Source organism: Novosphingobium sp. 9U (assembly GCF_902506425.1).
GTDB lineage: Bacteria > Pseudomonadota > Alphaproteobacteria > Sphingomonadales > Sphingomonadaceae > Novosphingobium.
The window spans coordinates 83,969-109,847 of the sequence record NZ_LR732488.1; the positions used below are offsets into that span (position 1 = coordinate 83,969).

The 25,879-nt window shown below is 61.6% G+C and carries 23 protein-coding genes and 1 pseudogene; 19 read left to right on the forward strand and 5 right to left on the reverse strand.

Annotated features, from left to right (window positions below; all coding sequences use genetic code 11):
- The first annotated feature begins 1 nt into the window (after position 1).
- The 4 genes from GV044_RS14620 (at position 2) to GV044_RS14635 (ending at position 5,364) form a co-directional block, all read left to right on the forward strand.
- Positions 2 to 1,045 (forward strand): acyl-CoA dehydrogenase family protein, encoded by a 1,044-nt coding sequence (locus GV044_RS14620; RefSeq protein WP_159872158.1) that lies wholly within the window; start codon positions 2 to 4, stop codon positions 1,043 to 1,045.
- Positions 1,042 to 2,220 carry an acyl-CoA dehydrogenase family protein gene (locus GV044_RS14625; RefSeq protein WP_201299114.1) on the forward strand — a complete coding sequence of 393 codons (1,179 nt, stop codon included), beginning with the start codon at positions 1,042 to 1,044 and terminating at the stop codon, positions 2,218 to 2,220. The genes GV044_RS14620 and GV044_RS14625 overlap by 4 nt, the downstream gene beginning before the upstream one ends.
- Positions 2,221 to 2,479: 259 nt before the next feature.
- Positions 2,480 to 4,915, forward strand: a complete 2,436-nt coding sequence (locus tag GV044_RS14630; RefSeq protein WP_236555008.1) for a TonB-dependent receptor — start codon at positions 2,480 to 2,482, stop codon at positions 4,913 to 4,915.
- An 89-nt stretch (positions 4,916 to 5,004) separates the two neighbouring features.
- Positions 5,005 to 5,364: an EthD domain-containing protein gene (locus GV044_RS14635; RefSeq protein ID WP_159872160.1), complete on the forward strand. Its 360-nt coding sequence runs from the start codon at positions 5,005 to 5,007 to the stop codon at positions 5,362 to 5,364.
- A 79-nt stretch (positions 5,365 to 5,443) separates the two neighbouring features.
- On the opposite strand, the gene GV044_RS14640 is transcribed toward GV044_RS14635, so the two are convergent.
- On the reverse strand, positions 5,444 to 6,352 hold the full coding sequence (locus tag GV044_RS14640; RefSeq protein ID WP_159872162.1) for an alpha/beta hydrolase: 909 nt from the start codon (positions 6,350 to 6,352) through the stop codon (positions 5,444 to 5,446).
- Between the two features lie 144 nt (positions 6,353 to 6,496).
- Between GV044_RS14640 and GV044_RS14645 the strand changes: the two genes are divergently transcribed.
- The 5 genes from GV044_RS14645 (at position 6,497) to GV044_RS14665 (ending at position 12,218) form a co-directional block, all read left to right on the forward strand.
- Complete coding sequence (locus GV044_RS14645; protein WP_201299115.1) at positions 6,497 to 7,618, forward strand: alcohol dehydrogenase; 1,122 nt, start codon at positions 6,497 to 6,499, stop codon at positions 7,616 to 7,618.
- Between the two features lie 10 nt (positions 7,619 to 7,628).
- Positions 7,629 to 9,104 (forward strand): aldehyde dehydrogenase, encoded by a 1,476-nt coding sequence (locus GV044_RS14650; protein WP_159872451.1) that lies wholly within the window; start codon positions 7,629 to 7,631, stop codon positions 9,102 to 9,104.
- A gap of 266 nt (positions 9,105 to 9,370) precedes the next feature.
- Positions 9,371 to 10,510, forward strand: a complete 1,140-nt coding sequence (locus tag GV044_RS14655; RefSeq protein WP_159872166.1) for an NAD(P) transhydrogenase subunit alpha — start codon at positions 9,371 to 9,373, stop codon at positions 10,508 to 10,510.
- A 12-nt stretch (positions 10,511 to 10,522) separates the two neighbouring features.
- Complete coding sequence (locus GV044_RS14660) at positions 10,523 to 10,822, forward strand: NAD(P) transhydrogenase subunit alpha (RefSeq protein ID WP_159872168.1); 300 nt, start codon at positions 10,523 to 10,525, stop codon at positions 10,820 to 10,822.
- 1 nt (position 10,823) lies between these two features.
- Complete coding sequence (locus GV044_RS14665) at positions 10,824 to 12,218, forward strand: NAD(P)(+) transhydrogenase (Re/Si-specific) subunit beta (protein ID WP_159872170.1); 1,395 nt, start codon at positions 10,824 to 10,826, stop codon at positions 12,216 to 12,218.
- A gap of 960 nt (positions 12,219 to 13,178) precedes the next feature.
- Here GV044_RS14665 and GV044_RS14670 read toward each other — a convergent pair.
- Positions 13,179 to 13,865 (reverse strand): TetR/AcrR family transcriptional regulator, encoded by a 687-nt coding sequence (locus tag GV044_RS14670; protein ID WP_159872172.1) that lies wholly within the window; start codon positions 13,863 to 13,865, stop codon positions 13,179 to 13,181.
- A gap of 204 nt (positions 13,866 to 14,069) precedes the next feature.
- Between GV044_RS14670 and GV044_RS14675 the strand changes: the two genes are divergently transcribed.
- Positions 14,070 to 14,909 carry an SDR family NAD(P)-dependent oxidoreductase gene (locus GV044_RS14675; protein WP_236555014.1) on the forward strand — a complete coding sequence of 280 codons (840 nt, stop codon included), beginning with the start codon at positions 14,070 to 14,072 and terminating at the stop codon, positions 14,907 to 14,909.
- 80 nt (positions 14,910 to 14,989) lie between these two features.
- Here the strand turns inward: GV044_RS14675 and GV044_RS14680 are convergent, their stop codons facing one another.
- Positions 14,990 to 16,063 carry a VOC family protein gene (locus tag GV044_RS14680; RefSeq protein WP_159872176.1) on the reverse strand — a complete coding sequence of 358 codons (1,074 nt, stop codon included), beginning with the start codon at positions 16,061 to 16,063 and terminating at the stop codon, positions 14,990 to 14,992.
- Positions 16,060 to 16,851 carry an SDR family NAD(P)-dependent oxidoreductase gene (locus GV044_RS14685; protein WP_159872178.1) on the reverse strand — a complete coding sequence of 264 codons (792 nt, stop codon included), beginning with the start codon at positions 16,849 to 16,851 and terminating at the stop codon, positions 16,060 to 16,062. The genes GV044_RS14680 and GV044_RS14685 overlap by 4 nt, the downstream gene beginning before the upstream one ends.
- 402 nt (positions 16,852 to 17,253) lie before the next feature.
- Here GV044_RS14685 and GV044_RS14690 point away from each other — a divergent pair, with 402 nt between their 5' ends.
- The 6 genes from GV044_RS14690 (at position 17,254) to GV044_RS21880 (ending at position 22,683) form a co-directional block, all read left to right on the forward strand.
- Positions 17,254 to 19,722: a TonB-dependent receptor gene (locus GV044_RS14690; protein WP_159872180.1), complete on the forward strand. Its 2,469-nt coding sequence runs from the start codon at positions 17,254 to 17,256 to the stop codon at positions 19,720 to 19,722.
- A gap of 114 nt (positions 19,723 to 19,836) precedes the next feature.
- Positions 19,837 to 20,250 carry a DUF1330 domain-containing protein gene (locus tag GV044_RS14695; protein ID WP_159872182.1) on the forward strand — a complete coding sequence of 138 codons (414 nt, stop codon included), beginning with the start codon at positions 19,837 to 19,839 and terminating at the stop codon, positions 20,248 to 20,250.
- Between the two features lie 75 nt (positions 20,251 to 20,325).
- A complete protein-coding gene (locus GV044_RS14700; RefSeq protein ID WP_159872184.1) occupies positions 20,326 to 21,405 on the forward strand; it encodes an alpha/beta fold hydrolase in 1,080 nt (359 codons plus the stop codon).
- 40 nt (positions 21,406 to 21,445) lie between these two features.
- A complete protein-coding gene (locus GV044_RS14705; RefSeq protein WP_159872186.1) occupies positions 21,446 to 21,805 on the forward strand; it encodes an EthD domain-containing protein in 360 nt (119 codons plus the stop codon).
- Positions 21,806 to 22,085: 280 nt separating this feature from the next.
- The gene (locus GV044_RS22795; protein ID WP_371741629.1) at positions 22,086 to 22,544 is read left to right on the forward strand and encodes a hypothetical protein; all 459 of its coding nucleotides are present in this window, start codon (positions 22,086 to 22,088) and stop codon (positions 22,542 to 22,544) included.
- Complete coding sequence (locus GV044_RS21880; protein ID WP_201299117.1) at positions 22,447 to 22,683, forward strand: zinc-binding dehydrogenase; 237 nt, start codon at positions 22,447 to 22,449, stop codon at positions 22,681 to 22,683. The genes GV044_RS22795 and GV044_RS21880 overlap by 98 nt, the downstream gene beginning before the upstream one ends.
- Positions 22,684 to 22,785: 102 nt before the next feature.
- On the opposite strand, the gene GV044_RS14715 is transcribed toward GV044_RS21880, so the two are convergent.
- Positions 22,786 to 23,169, reverse strand: a complete 384-nt coding sequence (locus GV044_RS14715) for a nuclear transport factor 2 family protein (RefSeq protein ID WP_371741630.1) — start codon at positions 23,167 to 23,169, stop codon at positions 22,786 to 22,788.
- Positions 23,170 to 23,426: 257 nt separating this feature from the next.
- Here GV044_RS14715 and GV044_RS14720 point away from each other — a divergent pair.
- The 3 genes and pseudogenes from GV044_RS14720 to GV044_RS14735 all read left to right on the forward strand — a co-directional run bounded on the left by GV044_RS14720 (position 23,427) and on the right by GV044_RS14735 (position 25,864).
- Positions 23,427 to 24,280, forward strand: a pseudogene (locus GV044_RS14720) (SDR family NAD(P)-dependent oxidoreductase).
- 55 nt (positions 24,281 to 24,335) lie between these two features.
- The gene (locus tag GV044_RS14730; protein ID WP_236555009.1) at positions 24,336 to 25,526 is read left to right on the forward strand and encodes an aromatic ring-hydroxylating dioxygenase subunit alpha; all 1,191 of its coding nucleotides are present in this window, start codon (positions 24,336 to 24,338) and stop codon (positions 25,524 to 25,526) included.
- Entirely contained in the window at positions 25,523 to 25,864 is a 342-nt protein-coding gene (locus tag GV044_RS14735) for a hypothetical protein (protein WP_159872196.1), read from the forward strand. Before GV044_RS14730 ends, GV044_RS14735 begins: the two co-directional genes overlap by 4 nt.
- Positions 25,865 to 25,879: the final 15 nt, after the last annotated feature.

Below are 25,879 nucleotides of genomic sequence, written 5' to 3' on the forward strand. Positions count from 1 at the left end.
AATGGAAGCCTCTGAAAGCGTCCGGATGATCCGCGATAGCGTTGGTGCGATCGCACCTGCGGGCGGTGATCTAAAGCGCGTACGTGCATTGCGCTTCGATGCATTCGGCCTGGATCAGCCCGTGTGGCAACAGGTTGTCGATCTTGGTTGGCTGTCCTTGCGGCTCGATGAGGAACGGGGTGGCCTTGGCCTTGGCGTGCGCGAACTCTGCGCGATCGGCGAGGAACTCGGAGCCGCTCTGGTGCCCGAGCCTGTGCTCGCCGTTGCCGCGATGGTCCCGTTGCTGAACGATGCTGAGCGAGACAAGGTCCTCGAAGGTTCGCTGATCGTCGTGCCGGCGTGGCGCGAAGGCATCAACAAGGCCGGCGAGGCTGCCAGCATGAGCGTCTCAGATGGCACGGTGAGTGGGCGCAAGATCCTGGTTCCGTCGGCAGTCATGGCCGGCGCTTTCGTCGTCACTACGGCAGAGGGCGCGGTTCTGGTCGAGCGAGACGCGCCGGGCCTCACAATTGAGTCGTACAAGACGCAGGACGGCGGTCAGATTTCGACGCTGTCCATGAGCAGCACGCCTTGTACTCTTCTGATTGGCGATGCCCAAGACGCGCTTCACGAGTTGTCGCTCGCGCACAGTGCCTACCTTCTGGGTGCAACCGAGCGCGCATTCCAGATGACGCTCGATTATCTCGGCATTCGCAAGCAGTTTGGCAAATTCATCGGCTCGTTCCAGGTTCTGCAGCACCGCGCCGCGGAGGCAAAGATCCAGCTGGCGCTAAGCCATGCTGTGCTCGATGAAGCGGTGACCTCCGTAGAGAGCGGCGCAAGCAAGAGCGAGCAGGTGCGCAGCGCTGCACGCGCGCTTGCCCGCGTCTCTGACACGGCCATGCTGATCGCGCGCGAGTCGGTCCAGATGCACGGCGCGATCGGCATCACCGACGAGCATGACATCGGTCTCTACTGCCGCAAGATCCTGTCGATCTACAACCAGTTCGGCACTGCGAACGCAAACCGGGCGCGTTATCTCGCCGCCGCGGGAGGTGAATCATGAGCAACACCGATACTCTGGTCCGTGCCCCTGTGGTGGACTACAACGCAATGAGCGACGACGATTTCCGCGCCGAGATCCGCGCGTGGATCGAGCAGAACTACCCACCTGAGTTGCGTTTCCCGATCGAACGGCTGCATCGGGTCGATACGAAGGTCTGGTATGATCTTCTCGCGGAGAAGGGCTGGCTGGCGCCGGGTTGGCCGGTCGAGCACGGCGGCATGGGCCTGGATGCCAACAAGCGGGTAATTTTCATCGAGGAACTCGAGCGTCACGGTTGCTCGCGCTTCAGCGACCAAGGCGTGCTGATGCTCGGTCCGCTGCTGATGAATTATGGAACGGCAGAGCAGCGCGCCTTCTTTCTGCCCAAGATTCTGACTGGGGAACACATCTGGGCGCAAGGTTACAGTGAGCCCAATTCGGGTTCGGACCTTGCCAGCTTGCGGACCGAAGCCGTTCTTGATGGCGACGAGTGGGTCATCAACGGCCAGAAGATCTGGACCACCCTCGGCAACGACGCGAACTGGATCTACGTGCTGGTCCGCACCGACAAAGAGGCGAAGAAGCAGCAGGGCATCAGCTTTTTGCTTGTACCGATGGATGCTCCTGGGATCACCGTCAGGCCGATCCTGACTCTCGGCATGTCCGATGAGTTCTGCGAGGTGTTCTTCGACAATGTTCGAGTGCCTCGTGATGCCTTGGTTGGTCAGCTCAATCAAGGCTGGACCATGGCGAAGGCGCTGCTCGGGTTCGAGCGCATCTTCGTCGGATCGCCGGCACAGTCCGCGTACGCCTTATCGCGACTCGAAACCATGGCGCGTTATTTGAGCCTGTTTGATGATAGTGAGTTCCGCTCGCGTCACGGCAAGCTCGTGGTCGATCTCGCTGACCACGTGTCGCTATACAGCACTTATATCGACCGGTTGCGGCGTGGCGAGACCATCGGTCCCGATGTGTCGATGCTGAAGATCAACCAGACTGAGCTCTACAAGCGCATCGCCCAGACCATGGTCGACTACGCCGACGGGTATTCAGGCTTTGAAGGGCTGGTGGAGCAACTCGGCGACGTCCAGGCCTCTGCCATCTGGCTGCAGTCGCTCCAGACGACGATCTATGGCGGTACTTCGGAGGTCCAACGCGACATCCTCGCCAAGCAGGTTCTCGCTCTGCCGAGCTAAGTGCCGCAACTTGCATGACGTGACGACCGCCGCATGCTCGCGGCGGCGTCGTAGTTCTGTGCCATGTCAATTGTTCGATATGTCTGCACCTGCTTACCGGGTTGCGGCGGCGCCTAGCCGCGCGTTCTGGGATAGTCACACCGATCGCGAAATACTTCGTCTTTGCTGCAGTCGTGCTTGACAGGCCGAGCTCCAGGCATAAAAGACGAACTTATAAATAAGTTCGAACCATATGGATCGGACCCAGAGGAGAGGACGTATGATGGGGCGTTATGCGCTATACGGTTGTTCGCTGATCGCGTTGACGACGGCGGTTTCGGCAAAGGCTCAGGATCAGGCGGCAGGGACCTCGCCGGCCGCGCCGTCTGCGGTCGAGACACCTGCGCCGGCTGTTCCCAGCAGCCAGGCAAGTGCTCCCGGCGACATCATCGTCACGGCCAACAAGCGCGCACAGTCGCTCAATGACGTCCCGCTGTCGGTCAGCGTTGCGAGCGGTGAACAGCTTAAGGCGCGCAACATCACCGACGTTGCCGATCTCGCCAAGCTGGTCCCCGGCTTTACCTATACCGAGAGCGCCTTCGCGACACCGGTCTATACCCTTCGCGGCGTTGGGTTCTACGACACGAGCATTGCGGCTAAGCCCAGCGTCAGCGTGTACGTCGACGAAGTTCCGCTGCCGTTCTCAATCATCACCCGCGGCGCGACGCTCGATCTCGAGCGCGTCGAAGTGCTCAAGGGGCCTCAGGGAACCTTGTTCGGACAGAACTCGACCGGTGGCGCGATCAACTACATAGCCGCGAAGCCTACCGACACGCTGGAGGCTGGCGCAACTGTCGGCTACGAGCGTTTCGGCAAGTTCACCGGCGAAGCCTTCATCTCGGCGCCGCTGTCTGACACCTTGGGCGTTCGTGTGGCTGGTCGGACCGAGCAGGGCGGCGCTTGGCAGCGCAGCTTGACACGTCCGGACGACGAGATCGGTGACAAGCGCTTTTCGACCGGACGCGTGATCGTAGACTTCAAGCCTACTTCGACCCTGAAGTTCGAGCTGAACGTCAACGGCTACATCGACAAGAGCGACGAAAGCGTGGCGCAGTACATCGCGCTTACGCCGCTCGCCAATCCTGCACGGGCCGGTGCGCTTAACGCCGCGCCACGTGCCCTCGACAACGCACGTCAGGCAGATTGGACTCCCAACCCGAAGCCCCGGCGCGATCACTCATTCTGGCAGGCATCGTTCCGTGGAGATTGGGAATTCACCCCTGACATCTCGCTGACATCGATCTCGGCATACTCGAAGTACAAGCATAATCAGCGGATCGATCCCGACGGCGTCGCACTGAACGACTACTTCTATCACACCACCGGCCGCATCAACTCGTTCTCCCAAGAGCTGCGCGTTGGTGGAAGGATCGGGCCGAACTTCAACTTCATCGTTGGTGGGAACTACAGCAAGGAACGTACCCGGCAGCGTGACGATAACTCGTTCGCCGACGCGACGTCAGCTTACCAGTTCACCGACACGTTCGCCGCACTCGGCGTGACCGGCTTCCCACCGTTTTTCGGCTTCACCGATCGCGATAAGCAGGACTTCACTAACAAGGCCGTCTTCGGCAACGTTGACTACACGCTGGGCAACTTCATCCTGCACGGTGGCGTCCGCTACACCGAGGCGAAGACCAAGTTCCAGGGCTGTACTCAGGACGACGGCGGCGGCACCCTCGCCCTGGGCTATCAAACCGTCCTGAATTCGATCCGGGTTCCCGCTGGATTGGCACCAATCACGATTGCTCCAGGCAGCTGCGTCTCGATCGACATTCCTACGCTTTCGCCGGGACTGCGAACGGCAACGCTCAAGGAGCACAACGTTTCCTGGCGCGCCGGCGTCGACTATAAGCCCAGTCGTGATGTGCTGCTCTACCTGAGCGTGAGCCGTGGCTACAAGTCGGGCAGTTTCCCGCTGCTCGCGGCGAGCGACAATGCTCAGTTCGATCCGGTGACGCAAGAGTCGGTGACGGCCTATGAAGCCGGGTTCAAGCTCAGCGTGCTCGACCGCACTGCCCAGCTCAATGGCGCAGTCTTCTACTATGACTATCGCGACAAGCAGCTGAAGGGCCGCTCAATCTCCAACCCGGACATTTTCGGACCGTTGGAGCGCCTGTTCAACGTGCCCAAGTCGGAGATCAAGGGTGCCGAGATCCAGCTTGATCTGCGTCCGACGCCTGGCTTTAACGTCAGCATCGGTGCCACGTATATCGACAGCAAGGTCCGCGGTTCCTTCGTGAACATCGATTCTTACGGCACGACGCGCGACTTTGGCGGATCGGCCTTCCCGTACACGCCGAAGTACCAGATCGTGATCGATGGCCAGTATAATTGGGCATTGTCCGAGCAGTTGGGCGCCTTCCTGGGTGGAAGCCTTACGTACCAGAGCGACACCATCGGTGCGCTTGGCCCACAGACGAGCTACCCCTATCCGGAGCTCAACAGCCTACAGGGTCTGACCATTCCAAGCTACGCGCTGCTCGGGCTTCGGGCGGGGCTGGAGACAGAAGACAAGAAGTACCGCCTGTCAGTCTACGCCAACAACCTGACCAACAGTTACTACTTCACCAACGCGACGCGCATCACCGACACCACGGTCCGATACGCGGGTATGCCGCGGACCTACGGCGTGACGCTCTCGGCAAGGTACTGATCACAAGAGGCCGAGCGGCGCCGCACGGGGTTGCGGTGACGCTCGGCCCTGAGTGGGTCCTTTTGGATGTCGCCCGGAGGCGTTGCGTGATGTTCAAGACCGCAGTTCTGATCCGCAAGAACCCTGCGCTCACTGTCGCGGAATTTCGCGAGCATTACGAGACGAAGCACGCTCCGCTCGCGGCGAGCCTGATGCCGAAGTTACGGCGATACACGCGGCACTTTGCCACCGCTTATGGCAACGCTACTTACTCAGGCGGCGACGACCACCAGGATCTCGACGTCATCACCGAGATGTGGTTCGACAGCGAGGCCGACTTCCAAGAGGCCATGGCGCATCTATCGCAGCCGGAAGTCGCCGCGGTGCTGGGCGCTGACGAGGAGCGGGTGTTCGACCGCTCGTCAATCCGGATCTACCTGCTCGAAGATAGCGGCGACGCGATAAACTGAATTCTCAATCCACCCCACCTGCCTACATACGGGAGCGAAGTTGCTTAGCCGCTTCGCTCCCGTACCTTTTCCCATACTTTCAATGCTCGCCGAGCTGAGCCTTCAGCCAGGCGCCGGCGCGTTGGATCGCCGCATCAGCTTCTGGAGCTGCTCCCGCGAGAAAGTGGAACACGTGCTGCATTTCTGGCACGATCTCCAGCTCAACTGTCACACCGGCCTGCTGTGCCTTGGCTGCAAAAGCGCGGCTGTCGTCGACGAACGATTCATGTCCCCCGACTTGGATGAGTAATGGCGGGAGCCCGTTCGGATCGGCAAGGATCGGGTTGGCGATCGGGTCGTTAATGTCGCCATGCTCGCCGAGCAATGCGGGAACGAGGCCCTGGATCACCGGTCGACTGACGATCAGATCATGCTCGGCATTGCTATCATAGCTTTCGCCACTGGCAGAGAGATCCAGCCAAGGTGACATGAGAAAGATTGCGCCCGGGCGGGGTAGGCCATCGCGTCGCAAGGCCAGTGCCGCACTGATGCAAAGGCCGCCTCCCGCTGAATCGCCTACGAACGCGATGCGCTCGGGAGCCACTCCGGATGCGAGTGCGTGCCGATAACACGCGAGCGCATCTTCGAGAGCTGCAGGATAGGGGCTCTCGGGTGCACGGCGATACTCGACGATCAACGCCGACGCCGCGGTCGCAAGCGCTATATGTCCGAACAATTTACCGTGCGACGCACGTGAACCCGTCACGTACCCACCGCCGTGCAGGCACACGAGGAGGCGTTCGGAGGTATCGTCCGGCCGGGCCCAAGTGACGGGGATGTCTCCCACCATCGCTTCCGTGAACGTGATTTTTTCAGGTGTCCCTGTCACCCCTGCCCACTCTTCGAAGAGGTCACGAAACTCGTCGATTGCCATCGCGGGGTTCGCCGCCATCCGTCGTGACCAGTCGCGATAGAGGTCTGACAGGGCTTCAGATTCCTGACTTGGCATTTCCACTCTCCCTCGTTTCTCAGCACTGTTGCTCAGCCCGGGCAGCTTCTTGTCTGAAGAAATCTGCTAGACCCGCCTATTAAGTTCGGACTATATAAGCCTATGGCGAGGCCAACGCCACGGCAAAAGCAAGGAGAGGGCGCTTTGGAAGCGTACGCAATCATTCAACACGGCCGTCCATTGGAGAAGGTGTCGCGCCCAACTCCGGTACCAGTCGGCCGCGAGGTGCTCGTCGCCGTCACGCACAGCGGGATCTGCCACTCCGACCTGCACGTAATCGAGGGCCACTACGACCTTGGTAGCCGAGGCGATCTGGAACTTGGCAAGAGAGGGCTGACGCTCCCGCTTATTCCCGGGCATGAAGTCGTTGGCAAGGTGGTCTCCTGGGGACCCGAAGCCGACGGCCAAGGCTTGGTTGCGGGCGATCTGAAGCTCGTGTTCCCCTGGGTCGGTTGCGGCGAGTGCTCGCGCTGCCGGGCCGATGAGCAGAACCTGTGCCTTTCCACTCGTCCGATGGGCCTCGTGACCGATGGTGGTTACGGCACGCATGTCCTGGTCAGCGATCCCAAGTACCTGCTCGACATCGAGGGCTTGGATCCTGCCGTCGCCGCGACGTATGCCTGCTCGGGCGTGACGGTCTTCAGCGCAATCCGCAAGCTCATGCCGCTTGACCACGCGGAGACGATCGTCGTGATCGGTGCAGGTGGCCTGGGTTTAAACGCAATCTCGCTGCTGCGAGCACTCGGGCATGAACGAATCTGCGCCGTCGATACTGGCCAGAGCAAGCTGGACGCCGCCGTGGCACAAGGGGCCGCAAGCGTGGTGCTGGCCGATGGGGACAGTGCATCGACCGTCGCCAAGATCGCTGCAGCCTGTGACGGGCGCGTGTTCTCCATCATCGATACGGTGAATGCGTCTCCCACGGCCGAGTTCGCGTTCGATGCGCTCTCGAAAGGCGGCAAGCTCGTCCAGGTCGGCCTGTTCGGCGGCGAGTTGAAGCTGCCCTTGCCGTTGATGCCGGCCAAGTCGGCGACGCTGCAGGGCAGCTATGTTGGCGGCCTTGCAGAGCTGAGAGAGGTCGTCTCACTTGCCAAACAGGGTTTGATGCCGGCCATCCCCGTCACTCCGCGGAACCTGGACGACGTAAACGAGGCTTTGGACGAGCTGCGTGACGGCCGTGTGATCGGTCGCATGGTGATCGTCCTCGACGCTGATCATCAACATCCTGCCGGCGCAATCGCCGGCGCCACCGTCGGCGAGGAGTGACGACGTGAACATGCAACATCCCGCCGCAAGCTTCATCAGTCGCGGCGACAAGCAGGTCCTGATCGATGGCAAGTGGGTCGACGCAATCGATGGTCAAACCTTTGAGACGTTCAATCCGTCCACCGGCGAGGTAATCGGTCGCGTCGCGAAGTGCTCGGCTGCGGACGTCGACGCTGCCGTCGCCGCTGCACGCCGGGCCTTTGAAGGCGAGTGGAGTCGGGTCAAGCCATACGATCGACAGTTGATCCTGCTGCGGCTGGCAGATCTGATCGACCGTAACTTCGACGAACTCGTCATGCTCGACACGCTCGAAATGGGCGCGCCGGTGGCACGCGCGGCGTGGATCAAGCGCCGCGCCTTGTCGCTGCTGCACTACTACGCCGGCATGGCGACGCAGCTTGGCGGCGAGACCATCGAAAACTCGGCGCCCGGCGACATCTTCGCCTACACGCTGCGCGAACCGGTCGGCGTGGTCGGCGCCATCATCCCGTGGAACAGCCCGCTCACCTCGACGGTGTGGAAGATTGCTCCTGCCATCGCGACCGGATGCACGGTGGTGTTCAAGCCGGCCGAGGAAGCGTCGCTCACCTCGCTGCGCATTGCCGAACTGGCGACGGAGGCGGGCTTGCCGCCTGGCGTCCTGAACATGGTCACGGGCAAGGGCGATGTCGGCGCGGCGATGTCGGAGCATCCCGGCATCGATAAGATCGCATTCACCGGTTCGACCGAGACCGGTCAGCGGATCATCCGGGCGTCCGCCGGCAACATCAAGCGCCTCTCGCTCGAACTCGGCGGCAAGTCTCCCGACATTGTGTTGGCCGACGCCGATCTCGACGCGGCCGTGCCCGGGGCGGCGATGGCAGTGTTCTCCAACACCGGCCAAATCTGCAGCGCGGGAAGCCGGCTCTTCGTCGAGCGCAAGATCTACGACGAGTTTGTCTCGCGGGTCGCGGCTTTCGCCGAGACATTGAAGGTCGGCAACAGTCTCGATCCCAGCGTCCAGATCGGCCCTCTCGTTTCGAGCAAGCAGCTGGAGCGGGTCACCGGGTACATGGCGAAGGGGAAGGACGAAGGCGCAGGCCTGGTGACTGGCGGTGCGCAGCTGACCGAGGGCGATCTCGGGAAGGGCTACTTCGTCTCCCCGACCGTGTTCAAGGACGTGTCGGATACCATGACTATCGCGCGCGAGGAGATCTTCGGCCCGGTCGTCTCGGCGATCCCTTTCGACGATCTGGATGAAGTGGTGCGTCGTGCCAATGATACGCCGTTCGGGCTTGGTTCGGGTGTCTGGACACGCGACGTCAGCAAGGCTCACCGGTTGGCGCGAGCAGTTCGGGCCGGCTCGGTGTGGGTGAACTGCTACCAGGTCATGGAGCCCAACGTCCCGTTCGGCGGCTATAAGATGAGCGGCTACGGCCGCGAGTCCGGCCGCGAGCACCTCGAGGAATATCTCAACACCAAGGCCGTTTGGGTCAACATGGGCTGAGCGGAGGTCCTCTCCAGGCTTGCCCCGGGGGAGGGCTGCTCAGCTGCCAGCATTTCTCGCCGGGTTGGTTGGGTTTCGTCGAGCAGCAGTTCGCCAGCTCGTTCGGGCAAGCGAGCTGCTGCCTTCAACGATATCCTGGATGTGATGGCGGCGGTGTCGCCATCTAAAGCGGTATGTCTTATGGGCTGCCGACCGGGTCGTTGTCTCAACGTTGGAAGTAAATCGCTTCTGTCGTGCCGTATGGGCTCCGTGGGGGAAGTTATACGATGAAGATCGCCGTTGTCCGCGAGCACGCGGATGGAGAGAAGCGCGTGGCCGCGACGCCCGAGACGGTGAAGAAGTTCATCGCGCTTGGTGCCGACATCGCAGTTGAAGTCGGCGCCGGCGCGTCTTCCCACATTACCGATGAAGACTACCGCGCCGCAGGCGCGACTGTGGCGAACCGCGCGGCCACGCTTGCCGAAGCCAACATCGTGCTGGCGGTGCAAGGGCCAGAAGCCGCCAGTCTTGCCGGTGCCACGCCAGGTGCCTGGGTGGTCGGCGCGCTCAACCCCTTTGCGCACGGGGCCAAGATCGAGGCTTACGCCGCCTCCGGATTCGAGGCGTTGGCGATGGAATTCATGCCGCGTATCACCCGCGCGCAGTCGATGGACGTGTTGTCCAGCCAATCCAACCTCGTCGGCTACAAGGCGGTGATAGAGGCGGCTGTGGTCTACGGTCGCGCCTTTCCGATGATGATGACTGCCGCGGGGACGGTGAGCGCGGCCAAGGTGTTCGTCATGGGCGTGGGTGTCGCTGGGCTGCAGGCGATCGCCACCGCGCGCCGTCTAGGCGCGCAAGTCTCCGCGACCGACGTGCGCTCCGCCACCCGCGAGCAGATCCAATCACTCGGCGCAAAGCCGATCTTTGTTGAGGGCGTGCGTGGCATCGAAGGCGAAGGAAGCGGCGGCTATGCCACCGAGATGTCGCCCGAGTACCAGGCCGCGCAGGCGGCGCTGGTTTCAGCGCATCTTGCCAAGCAGGATATCGTTATCACGACCGCTCTCATCCCGGGCAAGCCGGCACCACGCCTGCTCAGTGACGCACAGATCGCCACCATGCGGGCAGGCAGCGTGATCGTTGACCTCGCCGTCGAGCAAGGTGGCAATGTCGAAGGCGTGGTCGCCGGCGAACTGGTGGTGCGCCACGGCGTCACGATCGTCGGCTACACCAACGTACCCAGCCGCGTTGCCGCCGATGCCTCGGCACTCTACGCGCGCAACCTCTACAACTTCCTTTTCGCCTTCTGGGACAAGGAAGCCGGCAGGCCGGTCCTCGACGCAGAGGTCGGTGACGCCGTCCGCCTCACCAAGGACGGCCGGATCGTCAACGCAAGGCTGCTGCCGCAGCCGGTCGCGGCCGAGTAAGGACCACCAGGCATGCACACTGCATCTTCTACGACGGACTTGCTGTTCGTTTTCATGCTGGCCGCGTTCCTCGGCTTCCAGCTGATCAAGCGGGTCTCGCCGCTGCTCCACTCGCCGCTGATGAGCCTCACCAACGCGATCGCCGCGGTCGTGGTCGTCGGCGCGATCATGGTCGCGGCAGAGGACGGTGCGACGCCGCTCGCCAAAGTGCTCGGCTTCATTGCCGTGACTGCAGCCACCGTGAACGCGGTTTCAGGTTTCCTGATCACCGACCGCATGCTCAAAATGTTCAAGACGAAGAAGAAGAACTGAGATGCAGGGCGATGTCACCACCTTCGTGCAGGCGGCCTACCTGATCGCCGCCTGCCTTTTCATCCTCGCTCTGCTATGGATGAGCAGCCCCGCTACTGCCCGCCGCGGCGTCTGGGCAGGCGAGGTCGGCATGGTTCTCGCCGTTGCCGGCACCCTCCTGCATCATGAGATCGTCGACTACCGACTGATCCTCATCGCCGTGCTGCTGGGGTCGGCAGTCGGTGTGCCGATGGCGTACCTGATGCCGATGACGGCAATCCCCCAGCGCACCGCCATTAGCCACGCGTTCGGCGCGCTGGCGGTCGGGCTGATCGGCGCGGCCGAGTACTACAAGCTGGCGCAGGCCCAACCAGCGGGCAGCTTCGTGTTATGGGCGCTGATGTTTGAGATGCTGCTGGGCTTCCTCACCTGCAGCGCCAGCGTGGTCGCCTTCGCCAAGTTGCAGGAGATCATGAACACACGGCCGATCATGTTCGCGGGTCAGCGTGTGGTGAACGCGCTCGTGTTCGCCGCGGCGATCGCTTGCGCCGGCGTGCTGATCTTCACGCCGCCATCCAGCACTCTGTTCCCCGTCTTTGTAGGGCTTGCGCTGCTGTTTGGCGTGCTGCTGGTGATCCCGATCGGCGGCGCCGACATGCCGACCGTCATCGCCTTGCTCAACTCCTACGCCGGCTTGGCTGCGAGTGCCATGGGCTTTGCGCTCAATAACAAGCTGCTGATTGTCGTGGGTGCGCTCGATGGTACCTCAGGCTTCATCCTCGCAGTTATCATGTGCAAGGCGATGAACCGCTCGTTCTCGAACGTGCTGTTCGGTGGCTTTGGCCAAATGGTAGCTGGCAGCGCGGCGAAGGGCGAGGACGACCGCCCTGTCCGCTCAATGAGTGCGGAAGAGGCGGCGCCCATGCTCGACATGGCCGGCTCGGTGGTAATCATCCCTGGCTACGGCATGGCCGTGGCGCAGGCACAGCATCGGGTCGCGGAGCTCTACAAGCACCTGGAAGAAGCCGGCGTTGACGTCAAATTCGCGATCCATCCCGTCGCAGGGCGCATGCCGGGGCACATGAACGTGCTGCTCGCCGAAGCCGACGTGCCCTACGACAAGCTGGTCGAGCTCGAGGACATCAACCCCGACATGCCGCAGACCGACATCGCGCTGGTGGTGGGCGCCAATGACACGGTGAACCCGGCGGCTCGCGACGATCCGGCTAGCGCGATCGCGGGCATGCCAATCATCGAGGCAGACCGGGCGCGCACGGTGTTCGTATTGAAGCGCGGCATGGCGGCGGGTTTCGCCGGCATCGACAACCCGATTTACTTCAACGAGAATACCCAGATGCTGTTCGGCGACGCCAAGAAGATGGCCGAGCAACTGGTCCGCGAGCTGCAGGCGGGGTGATGATAAGCCGAAGTGACGACCTAGTTTAAGGCTGAAAACGGCAGTTACGAGGTGCCATTGCGGAATGGCGCTGGCTGCATGCACGCAACTGGTAAAGGTAGGCGCGGTCGAGAGTCGCGTCCTCACTGCCGACAGGTCTGCGTGTACCTGAGTAGATGGTGCTTGGTCGAGCTGCTCAGGGGGGCGCCAGGCGGATCCGAGGGGAAGGACATAGTGATCGGCTGGCTTCTAAGTGGCTAATGACCCCGCTCATCCGAGGCGCTGCGCCGGTACTTGCCGCACAGTCACAAGCTGTGGATCAACTTGGTTTTACATGAGCCAGCGTTCGCCCGCGCTGCTCCCTCGGCGATTGCAGAGCACTTGGTCTCATTCGCATTCAGGTAAACGATTTGACGGAGACGGGAGAGGTCAAGAGGCCGTTGAGGGTTCGGAACTTCTATGCAGGTCCAGGCGCCTGATCTTGTCCGACGCGTTTGTGGCCGACATGCGCCCGACAAGCGTCACCTCCACCTTCGACGAGGAAAGCGAGACGCGGATGCCGGCCACCTCCGGCCCCCGCTCTTGTCCTCAGCTCTAAGTTGGCCACATGACACGATCGCACCGGCATTGACCCATACGGCAGCCCGGATGCGCGGTGCGCCCCCGTGCGACGAAGTCATGGCTTCTCGTCTCGCGATGCGGCGAGCACCAAGCGCGTACAAGCGGTGCTCCACGTGCTCGATGCAGCGACGCGAACTTTGGGACGGATGCCAGCACCAACACGGTGGATCGCAATGCGTAGGGGCGGAGCGAGCAGGTCGGTCGATCCTGGCCGCATGGCACTTGCAGTGGGCGCAACTACTTCCAGAACTCAGGCGCTTCCTTCCCTTCAACGGACGATGCTTCGGATTGCGGTTCCACTGTCATAACCACGTGTTAGCAGCCAAGATCGACACGTGCTGGCCGCGCTGACGCAAGTACCTACTCAGTCACCGTGAAATCGTCGAGGTCGCCGCCTTGGATAAGGATGGGGGCGGTGGTTCTTGCATCCCCAATCAGGTCGAGGAGCCGCTCACGGTGCTTTGGCTCGCTAAGTGCGAGGAGTGTGAACGCGACATTAGTGCGGATCTGGTCGCGGAATTGTTGGCTGTCCAACTCATCGTGTACCCACAGGGTGATGACGCCGGCGTAGGATAGCATCAATTGGTTCGCGAGATCCTCGCGCACCAGCTTGCCTTTCAAAGTCGCAGTATTCTCGAAGCCTGCCAGGGCATCATACCAATAGACAAAGGCGCGCTGCATGTACCGAGGGCGCTGTATCGGATCAGACATGCTTAGCAGGAAACGCTGGAGGGGCCGGTAAAAATTGGCATCGGCCGTGTAGTAGTTCACGGCCGCGTCCGCCGCTTGGAAGACGTGTTCGATAGGGTCCGGGCCGATCGGCAAGTTGGATCTCGCAGCGCCGACGCGATCGAGGGACTGGTTCAGAAGCGCGTAGAGGACGGTCGATTTCGAGCCGATCAAGTTGTAAGTCGTCGCGGTGCTGAACCCGGCACGGGCGGCTAAATCCCGCATTGAAAATTCCGTAGAACCTGTTTCACGAATGAGCACTTCAGCCGCGTGCAGGATTGCTACTCGTCGCCCTTGCTTTTTCTGCTCCCTCAGCATTTAGCCTCGCTGTCCGCCGCCGATCCGTCGTTTGCCGCTAAAGCGCAATCGCGATTGACTTGCAACCAGGCCGCCAAAATATTAGAACATGTTCGATCTCTGAAGCGCCCACTCAGGCGTTTCGCAAGCGAGCATGTCGAGTGGCAAGCATCTGCGAGGGTGCGCGCACCGCCTTGCCCTAAATCTTCGTAAATTTTGGCTCGGGTGGCCCGAGCTTGTAGACAATGGATGCGTATCTTGATGGATAGCTTTAGAGGGAAAACCGTTCTGCTGACCGGAGGTGCTTCCGGTATCGGGGCCGCTACAGCACGCCGGTTTGCGAATGCCGAAGCCAAAGTGTGGATCAGCGACGTGGACGTGGACCGCGCCCAGGCGCTGGCGGCCGAGATCGTCTCTTCCGGCGGAGCAGCCAAGGCGTTGCGCTGCGACATCGGCGTCGAGGATGATGTCCGCAGTGCGGTTGAGACCGTCATGTCCGCCGATGGAAGGCTCGACGCCATGCACAACAACGCCGCGCTGCTTTCCGCCGACACTCTCGAGCACGACAAGGACATTTGCACGATTCCAACGGAGATCTGGGACTCGGTCATGTCGGTGACGCTGCGGGGCACGATGCTGGGTTGCCGCTATGCGGTGAATGCGATGCGCAGGAACGACGGCGGCGCGATCGTGAATACGTCGTCCATGCTCGGCGTGGCGGTCGACAACAGCCTGCCGGCCTATTCGGTCGCCAAAGCCGGGATCAACATGCTCACGCAGTGGGTCGCGGCAAAGTACGGACGAGAGGGCATCCGCTGCAATGCGGTGGCACCCTCAATCATCCGCACGCCCTTGCTGGAGCGCGCGATGCCGATCGAGCTTGTGAAGATGCACGAAGATTGCACACTTACGCCCGGGCTCGGGACGCCCGACGATATCGCCGATATCGTCTACTTCCTCGCCAGCGACGCTTCTCGCTATCTGACCGGTCAGGTTCTGCGCGCGGATGGCGGAACGACGATCACTGTGCCGATGTACGCGCAGGCGCGCCCCTTGTTCGACTGACGGCAAATGCGAGAAAGGGGGAGCGCATGTCCTGCGCTCCCCCTTCCTTGTGCCTCACGCGGGGCGAACTGTGATCCCCATTAGCGCTCCGTCAGCATCATGGCGTTCTGCGGATTTGATGGGGCTCCGAGAAAATCGGGCCCGGGCACCAGCCCCAGTGCAGTTTCATAGGCTTTGGGCAGAGCCAGCAATTCGAGTTCCCGGCCCTGATCCAGAACGTAGGTGCCGAGGATGCCAGGACCGGAGGTGATACGCGGCGGACCTCTTCCCTCCGCGTCTAGGCGGTCGATCACGGCCTGGACCACACTGGTGTCCTGCGTAGTCACGGCGATATTGACGATGCCCTGGTCGGAAAGCCGATAGTCGGTGGGCTTCGCGCGCCCGCTTGGCGTCCGATACTCGACGATCTCGAGTAGGACGTCGCCCGCAACCGCCACGAAGCCCTCCATCTCGGCGCCCTCAAGGCCCCAGAGCGCTTCATCCTCGGGGGCATGCAGCGTCGCAAGCGGGAGTATCGGCAGACCGACCTGCGTTTCCCAGAAGTGGCGTGCTGCCCTGATATCCGGCACAGAGCTGGTGACGTAGATGATCGCCGGTTCTAGATCGAAGCGACGGTGGCGAACGCCGCCGGGGAGGGTAGCGGACTCCTCCATAACCTCAACCATAACGCCGACGAAGGGGTCGCGAAAGCACAGGCGACGGCCACGGCCGAGATCGATCGGCCCGGACAAGATTTCGACGTCCCAACGCGCCAGTGCCGCGATCGTGCGGTCGAGATCGGGAACGGACACGCCGAAGCGCACCCAGCCAAGGTCGCATGGCCGCCAGTCAGCGGGCAGTAGACGTTGCGCCGGCACGGTGTGGTGAAAGATCTCGAACTGCACGAAATCTTGCCGGCCCACCATGAACCAGACCAGCGTCCGTGCTGAGGGCGGCAGGTCCTGGATCCGGATCAAGTCACCCCAGGCTGTCTGTGCACCGGCGTTCGCGAACCCGAAGGCCTCATGGTAGAGCCTCAGTGTGCCGGGCAGATCGTTCGTGTTGATAGCCAGCTGCATGAAGCGCAGTTGGCTATCGGTATCACTCATGGGAGAAGGCGAAAAGGCATCGGCACCGATCTCGCTGCCCGCTTGCACCGGATTCGCGCTGGTCATCTCGCCTGTCCGGCAACGTCGGGCAGGCTGGGCATGCGGGCCATCATGCCTGCGTCCACTGCCAGCGCAGTGCCGGTCACGTAAGTCGCAGCATCCGATGCGAGATAGAGTACCGCGCCCGCCATGTCTTCGGGCCGTCCGTAGCGACCCATGAGGCTGACACCGGAAAGGAACTCCTTGCCGTATTCACTTTCGGGGTCGGGGTAGAAGTCCTTGGTGATGCCGGTCACCACATTGGCCGGCATGATGCAATTCACGGTAATGCCGTATTGTCCGAGATCGAGCGCGAAGGCTTTCGTCAGCCCCAGCACCGCGTGTTTCGAGGCCGTATAGACGCCGACGAGGGGAATTGCATACTTGCTGCAAACCGAGGCGGTGTTGATGACGCGCGCAAACTTGCTCTCCTTGAGGAGCGGCACGAAGTCACGGGTAATGCGGAAGACTGGGTCCATGTTGACAGACATGACCTTGTACCAGTTGGCGTCGTCGGTCTCGTGGATTGGGGCGAGTGCGCCGGTGATGCCGGCATTGTTCATCAAGATGTCGAGCCCGCCAAATGTGGCGCGTGCTGTCTCGACCAACTGCGAGGGGGCATCGGGCAGAGAGACGTCGAGCTCGACCTGAGTCACTGCGTCCACCCCGTCGAAGGCTGCACTCAGCGTGGAACCCGAGATGTCGACGGCAATGACGCGTGCGCCCTCGCGAACGAAAGCTTGTGCGATCCCCAAACCGATACCGCTCGCCGCGCCGGTCACCAGCGCCGTGCGATCCTGCAAAATGCCAACCATAACCTCTCCGTGCATAACTGCTCTTGCATGTATGGTACATGTTATAAGGTTATCGGCGTGCCGCAAGGCCCTTTCGCTATTACGCTGACCGAATGTAGCGTTGCGTCTAGCTGAGCTGTAGAGCTTTTCCGCGTTCAGCGGAAAGCATGCACCTGAGTCCGCTGGCGCAAAAAGCAGGCCGCTACATCTATCATTGGACGTCGAAGAGCCCGTACGTCCGGCAGAATAGCACCGGGGATGGCGCCGATGGTGAGCCTCGCGCCGACGATTGGTCCGATGGTGTGCGCGTTGGCGCGAAATTGCGGCGCCGAGCCATCCTTTCCAAACGGTCAAACTTGAGGGTTGCGCTGTTAGAACGCGTTATATAAAAACGACGCATAATCGATTCAGGGAGAGGTACCTATGGCCTATCGTTCGGCACCGCAGCATCACGCGTTCAGCCCGTTGAGGGCTGCTGGCGCGGGCAAGAGAACCGGAAGTCGCTTCCAGTCCGCGTTCCTGTTCGCAAGCGCCTCTATCGTGGGGCTGTCAGGCGTGGCGCATGCCCAAGACACGCCCGCCCCGGCAAGCGATGCGGCAGAAGCGCAGGTGGCTAGTGCATCCGCAAGCGACACCGGCGACATCGTGGTGACCGCGAACAAGCGCGAGCAGCGGCTGAACGATGTAGGCTTGACCGTTTCGGTGCTCTCGGCTGCTTCGCTGCAGGAGCGTCAGATCTCCACGGTTGCGGAACTCGCGAATACGGTGCCGAGCCTCAGCTATTCCAACAGCGCCAACGGCACCCCGATCTATACCTTACGCGGCGTCGGCTTTACCGAAGTCTCCCTCGGCGCCTACCCGACCGTCAGCACCTACGTAGACGAAATCCCACTGCAGTTCTCGGCCTTGACTACGCACTCCGCGTTCGATCTGGAGCGCCTGGAAGTGCTGAAGGGACCGCAGGGCACACTCTTCGGGGAGAATGCTACGGGTGGTGCGCTGAACTACATCGCCGCAAAACCGACAGACGAGCTTCATGCTGGCGGATCGGTATCATACGGTCGCTTCAACGAGGTGAACGGGGAGGCTTTCATCAGTGGCCCCTTGACCGACACGCTGAAGGCGCGCGTGGCGGGTCGTGTGGAGCATGGCGATGGCTGGCAGGTCAGCAACTCCCGGCCCGACGACCGCAATGGCAAGACGCGCAACTACATGGGTCGCCTGCAGCTTGCCTATACGCCGTCCTCGTCGGCCCGCTTCCTGCTGAACGTCAACGGGTGGCTTGATCGCAGCCAGACGCAGGCGCCGCAGTATATCGGCCTCTTCCCGCAGCTGCCGGTCGTCGACCCGCTCCTGCTCGCCTCACAGTTCTCGCCCGACAAGCCGCGTGCCGCTGACTGGACGTCGGGCTTGCCGAGAAAGAACAATCGCCTGTTCCAGGCTTCGCTGCGCAGCGACATCAGCTTGACTGACAATATCGAACTCACCTCGCTGACCTCCTACGTCAACTTCCGCCAGCGGCAGGGAGACGAAGGCGATGGTCTTCCGATCGTCACTCTCGACTTGACCGACAATAACGGCACCATCAAGACGTTCTTCCAGGAACTTCGCGTCGCCAATGCTTCGTCCAGCGCGTTCCGCTTCGTGCTTGGCGCCAATTACGAACACAACAAGGTCGACCAGTCGGCGCAGGTGAACTTCCCGAATGCCTCCTCGTCGAACACATATGGGCAGATCGGATATCCGATCATCAATTTGATCTACAACACCGATCAAGTTATGAAGAACTATGCCTTCTTTGGAAACGTCGAGTACGATATCGTGCCGAACGTCACTGTTAAGGGCGGAATTCGCTACACGAATACAAAGGATAGCGGGTCGTCATGCAGTAAGGACGAGAGCGGTCTGACGACGAATACAGGATCGCTCTTCTACGATGTCGTGCTCGGTGGTGCGCTCGGCCGCTATCCGAGCGGCTCTTGCTTCCCCGTCAACAACTTGGCGACCACGGTAAACGGTGTGGCGCCTGGCCGCCCGGGTGAGTTCACAGGAAAGCTGAACCAAGACAACATCTCTTGGAAGGTCGGTGTCGATTGGAAACCCACGCCCGACCTTCTCGTGTACGGCAACGTCGCGAAGGGCTACAAGGCCGGCAGCTTCCCCGTACTGTCCGCGTCGGTGTTCCAGCAGTATCTTCCAGTCACCCAGGAGTCTGTGCTGTCGTACGAAGGCGGCATCAAAGCGACCTTGCTCGATCGCGCGTTGCAGTTCAACGCAGCGGGCTTCTACTATGACTACCGCAACAAGCAGCTGCGCTCGAAATTCCTCGACCCGAACTTCGGCGTGATCGATATTCTTCAAAACGTGCCGAAGTCCACGATCAAGGGCTTCGAGCTCGAGATGACGGCACGTCCGATCCGGCGACTGACCGCCACCGCAGCATTCACTTACGTGGACGCAAAGATCGATGAATTCGCCGGGATCAACGCGGCCGGCGTATCGGCCGACTTCGCCGGTGAGGCGATCCCGTTCACGCCCAAGTACCAGGTCAATACCGATCTCGATTACAAATTCCCTCTGAGCCAAGGTATCGACGGCTTCGCGGGTGCGAGCGTCAGCTTGCGATCGGCGACTTCGGCAGTCATCGGTGGCGAAATCAACCCACCGACGGCGACGCCGCAGGGTAAGGCGCTTTACCGGATCGACGACTATGTTCTGGTCGATCTGCGTGCGGGCGTACGTAGCACGGATGGACGTTGGAGCGCCTCGGTTTGGGGCAAGAACATCTTCAACCAGTACTACTGGAACAACGTGGTCGGCGTGATCGACAACATCGTTCGCTATGCGGGGCGTCCGGCAACCTACGGCGTTACGTTGGGCTTCAACTACTAGACGTGCTCTTTGGGCGCATCCTTCATCAGATACAGAGTGATGCGCCCACAAGCGAGAGGCGCAGGTGCGGGGTCTTGCGTCACTAAGAACCGAAAATAAGTAAAGGAGAGCGCGATGCAGGCCGCAATCGACATATCGGCGGATGACATGGACAATGCGGCGCAGGAACTGCCGCGTGACCAGCCGATCATGATGATCAACCTTCTGCGCTTTCGGGGCCGGACCGAATATGCCGAGAATGAGAACGATCAGCCCTGTTCGGGTCGCGACGCCTACATGAACCGATATGCCGCGATCTCCCTGCAGGTCGTCGAGAAGTTTGGCGGTAAAGCGTTCTGGCAAGGGCAGGTTCTGGCCACCTTGGTCGCGCCGCAAGGGGAGCAGTGGGACGAGGCGCTGTTGGTCCAGTACCCGGATTTCGCCGCGATCAACTCAGTCTTCAACGATCCCGACTACCAAGCGGTGCTTTATCACCGGACTGCGGCTTTGGCGGACTCCAGGCTGATTGCCCTAGCGATCGCCGATTGAGCGGCAGAACGATACTAAATCCGCGCACCTGCAATGCAACCCGGGGAGAGTGTTTTGATACATGATAGCGGCAGCTTGAACAGCGACGGCATCATCACTGAGGGCTTTGCTTCGCTCTCGCGCGGAGGACTCGCCTACCTTGCCGCAGGACCTACCGATGGTCCCCTTCTGATATTCGTCCACGGCTGGCCTGAGCTGGCGATCAGCTGGCGACACCAGCTGCCGGTGTTCGGACAGCTTGGTTTCCGCGCCGTTGCAGTTGACATGCCAGGCTATGGCCGGTCGGTGGTTCATGACACGCACGAGGCTTATGAGCTGGAGCACCTGGCGGCCGATCTAGTCGAGTTTCAGGATTATCTTGGCGCCCATCGCTCCGTATGGGTCGGCCATGACTGGGGCAGTGTCGTGGTTTGGAGCCTTGCGGCGCATTACCCGGAACGCTGCGCTGCCGTGGCGAGCTTGTGCGTACCCTACCGCACAGTGGAGCTGGGGATCGACCACCTGATCTCGACGGTCAATCGCGACATTTACGATCCCGAGGAGCATCCGGCGGGGCAGTGGGACTACATGCTGTTCCATGATAAGCATTTCGACCGTGCCCGTGCGGTGTTCGAGCGCAACACGGAAGACTTCTTCAAGCTCATGTTCCGACGGGGCGACGCTTCGGGTGCGAACGTTCCGACCATCACCGCAGGGGTCTGCGCGCGCGAAGGTTGGTTCGGAGGCGACGCGCCACCCCCAACGATGGATCGCGATCCTGGTGTGGCGGACGAGGCGAGTCTGGCCGCGTATATCGCTGCGTTCCAGCGCACTGGCTTCTTCGGCCCGGACTCGTACTATGTGAACAGCGAGGCGAATGCCCGTTTCACCGCGCAGTCGGCCGACGATGGTTATCTCGACATGCCGGCGCTGTTCCTGTCGGCCGACTACGACCACTGGTGCGACACGGTGCGTAACGTCGCGTTCGGAGCGGAAATGCGGCGCTACTGCCGCAACCTTACCGCAGTAACCATCCCGGCCGGTCACTGGACCGCCCAAGAGGAGCCTACCAGGACAAACGCGGCGCTGACCCGCTGGCTTGCGACCACCTCCGGCGTATGGCCGGAGGCTTCCACCCCAGCCTGGCAGCCGCTTCCGCCGTCTGGAAACGAATAGGGGCAAGGATCAACTCTCTGCACCCAAGAGGACGCACGCGATGATCATCAACCTCGGGTACTACAAGCGCAAGCCCGGCCTCACCCATGCGCAATTCAGCACGTACTGGCGCGACGTCCATGGGCCGCTCATCGCCAGCATCCCGAACATTGATCGCTATCTTCTGCGCTACGTCCAGCATCACCTGGAGCCCGATCCTTCGCAGCCGGTGCCGCCCGGCGTAGATTACGATGGCTTCTCGGAAGTCTGGTACCCCAGCCTCGAAGCTCGCGACGCGCTGCTAGCGCTGCCGTTCTTTCAGGCCGAGGTCATCCCCGACGAGCATTGCTTCCTGGATATGGATGCCACGCGCTGGTACGCGGTGGATCATCAGACGACCATCATCGGCAAGACTGATTAAAGCCCGCAACTGGCAAATTGCATCCCCTCGGCTGCGGATCGTGGCAGACGGTCCCCCGCCAGGAGAAAAGAACCATGTTTGCCTATCAACTCGTGGGTGCGGACGGCATCCACAACCTCAAACGGATCGAGCGCCCGGTTCCGACGCCGGCTCGGGGTCAGATCCTGATCAGGATGCGAGCGGCATCGCTTAACTTCCGCGATCTGCTGGTCGCCAACGGCTACTACGGCGTGGAGTTGCCGATGCCGGTGATCCCCCTGTCGGATGCGCCGGCGAGGTGGTGGCGCTGGGCGACAGCGTCACCCGCTTCGCCGTTGGAGATCGTGCCTGCCCGACCTTCTCGAACAACTGGGTCGCCGGTCCGGCGCGGGCCGAGCATCTGCCGACATCGCTGGGCGGTTTTGTCGACGGCGTGCTAGCCGAGTACGTGGTGTGTGACGAGACGGCAGCGGTCAAGCCCCCCGAATACCTCTCGTTCGAGCAAGCGGCGTGCTTGCCCTGCGCGGCCGTCACCGCAAGGGCGGCGCTGAACGGACCCACGCCGGTGAGGGCAGGGGACACCGTACTCACGCTCGGGACAGGCGGAGTCTCGATGTTCGCAGTCCAATTCCGCTTCGGCGGCGGTGAATGGACAGGTTCACATGATCGGCGTGCTGACGTCAGGGCAGATCGATCCGCTGACCATCATGTCCTGGAAGACCCTGCGGGGGATCATGGTCGGCTCGCGCGACGACTTTGAGGCGATGAACCGCATGCTCGAGGTCCATCGCCTCGAACCGGTGATCGACGAAGTATTCGGGTTCGATAGCGCGCTCGATGCCTACCGCAAGCTTGAGGCCGCCCAGCACGTGGGCAAGATCGTCATCCGAATTGACTAAAGCGAGCGGACCTGTCGTTCATGCTCTCCGCCGTTCAGCGAAGCGGAGCGCTGCGCTGAACGGGGTGCCAGCCTAGCAAGGCCGGCGCAGATCCTGACCGTCTCAGGAGGGCAGGCTCGACCCCTGCAGGCCGCACAGCTGCCACCCTGCGGCGCCATTGTTCCAGATGCACAGATAGCGGCCGACCAGATCCTTTTCCACGTCGCCGATGCGCGCCTTGGTCTTCAGCATGCCGCTGGCGACGATCGTGGCCGCATCGAGGAAGCTCGCGCCGTCGACCTCCGGCGATACATCGATGTACGTCAGTGTGCCCGATCGTAGGAGCCCTAGAAAGCTCTGCTTTGTATCGAGCATCCCATTGGAGTGCCCATAGAGGAGCGTTTCTCCGAGCAGCCTCTCGAGCGCATCATGCTCGTGGCGCGTCATGTGGCCACATCGGCGCACCTCCAGCTCTCGTGCCAACTCCAGTGCAGTCGCGCTCGTCATTTCTCGTCTCCTATTACGGAATTCACTAGCATTTGTCCTATCTTAGCAGGGTCTCGCCCGGTTGGATGCACCCAGCGCGCCTGCCGATTACGTCCAGCCGAGCGAGGGTCAGTTTCACTTTCGACAAGGTGCCCTTCCAAGTCTTGACCGATTAGCTGCCGCTCGTTAAGGCAAAACAATAACGCATTCTAGAATCGATATAAGGGCAATGTGAAGTCCGGCGACTGAATGGAAGCTGCGGCTGAGGAGGGGTGTCTATGAGCTCAGGTCAGGTATCTGCCGAGCTGGCCGGGAAAGTCGCGATCGTGACCGGCGGCGCCTCTGGGATCGGCCGCGCTTTGGCGGAGAAGCTAACCGCGGCCGGCGCTCGCATCTGCATCGCCGACATCGACGCCGAGAAGGCGGCGGCATTCGCCGAAGAGCTTGGCGACACCGCCTGCGCGATCAGCTGCGACATCAGCGATGCCGAGCAAGTCGAGTCTCTGATCGCGCAAGTGATTGCATGGTTCGGCCGGCACGATATCATGCACAACAACGCCGCGCTGCTCGACTTCGAGTCGCTGGCTGCTGACAAGGATATGCGCACGATCCCGACCGACATGTGGGACCGGGTGATGCAGGTGACCCGTCGGGGCACCATGCTGGGGTGCCGCTTCGCCGTCGATCAGATGATGAAGCGCGGTGGTGGATCCATCATCAACACGTCTTCGATGGTCTCGCTGGCCGTGGACAACAACATTCCCGCCTACAGCACGGCGAAAGCGGGCATCGATCTGCTGACTCAGTGGGTTGCCGCCAAGTACGGGCGCGATGGCATTCGTTGCAATGCAGTGCGCCCTCAGTGATCCGGACCCCGCTGCTGGAGCGGGCGATGCCGGAAGAATATGTCGCACTTCACCGCTCCGCCGCCCTTACGCCAGATCTCGGCACCCCCGAGGACGTCGCCGAGATCGTCTTGTTCCTTGCGAGCGACCGGTCTCGTTACCTCACCGGCCAGATCCTGCGCGCCGACGGGGGCACGACGGTGACGGTGCCGTTCTACGCGGACGCTCTTTCTTCGACTGATCCTTACACCGAGAGATGCTACCATGAATTCTCCTGTCTCAGCTGACACGTTCGAGATCGACCATCGATTCACAACGCAGTCGGGCCTTTCGCATGGTCCGGTGTCGCTCGAGCCGTATCGTTCCCAGGCTTTCTTCGAGGCCGAGAAGGAGCGTATCTTCCGCCGGGCCTGGCTCGTTATCGCACGCGAAGAGGAATTGCCTAAGCCCGGCGACTTCGTCCTCAAGCCGGTCGAGATCTGCGCGGCTTCAGTGCTCGTCACGCGCTCGAAGGGTGGGGAGGTCCGCGCCTTTCACAACACCTGCTCGCATCGCGGTACCGAGGTGGTGATGGAGTCGCAGGGCAACGCGTCACGGTTCGTGTGCCCCTATCACAACTGGACCTATGGCAATGATGGGCGACTCATCGGCGTGCCGGACGAGCGGGCGTTTTTCGGTGTCGACAAGAAGAACTGCGGCCTTACGCCTATCCATGTTGGCGTTTGGGAGGGCTATGTCTTCATCAACCTGCAGCCCGAGCCCGAGGTGACGCTGGCAGAGTTCCTCGGACCTTTGGCCGACTTCCTAGCAGGGGTCCCCTATACCTTTGCGGACAACGCCTTCGTGGTGAGGACAGAGGTGGGGGCAAACTGGAAGGTCGTTTCAGATGCTTTTCTCGAGACCTACCACATTCCGGCGATTCACCCCGAAACGATCGGGGCGACATTCTCCTCGCGTGCGAACCCGTTTGCCCGCCTGATCGATGCCAAGCTGCTGGGGCAGCATGCGTTTGTTTCGATGTACGGCAATCCCAGCTTTCAGCTGGAGGAGAAACACAAGATCGACCGTGTCGCCCAGAAGGCAGATGGGTCGGGTAACGTGATCTCGGCCGGCAAGCTGAGCGACATGGAAGCATTCCTGGGCCATCCAGTAGTTAACCCGACCAAGACCAACGGATGGTCAATGGACTCGATCCACGTCTTTCCGCACACCCACATCAATTGGGGCCCAGGCGGATTTTGGCTCCACCAGTTCTGGCCACTAGCGGTCGACCGCACGCGGCATGAGGTGCGCTTCTATATGGCCGCTCCGACCACGCCACGCGAGCGCCTGCAGCAGGAGCTCTATGTGGGCCGAGTGATGGAGATCATCGCTGAAGATCTCAGCAACATGGAGCGGACTCAGCGAGGCATCGCGTCGGGCGCGAAGAGCACCATGCAGTTGCAGGATAACGAGATCGCAATCCGGCGGTCGATGGACAACGTGATCCGCTGGACGCAGGCGGGCACCGTTCGGGAGGCCATGTCGGCATGAGCAACTTGCTACCGCCCTCCTTTGCCGACCTGGAAGCCTTCGTTCCGTTCTGGGCTCGCGAAACGGTCAACGCCCGCATCGATGCCCGGTGCAGCAGTGAGATGGTCGAGACCCGCGCCTTCTACGATGCGGCAATCGAACGCGCGCCCGCCATGCTGGACTATCTGGAGGACATGCCACTGCACAGTCTGGCGCCTGATGCGGCCAACCTCATGAAGCTGCTGCTGGGCTTGGCACAAGCATCGATTGCGATCGAAATCCAGGGTCAGCCGCTGCCGCCCAAGACGGAGTACCCTTTCCGTGTCGAGCTCATCTCCGGCGTCGCCCCATTCGGCTGAACCCAGCCGCGACGC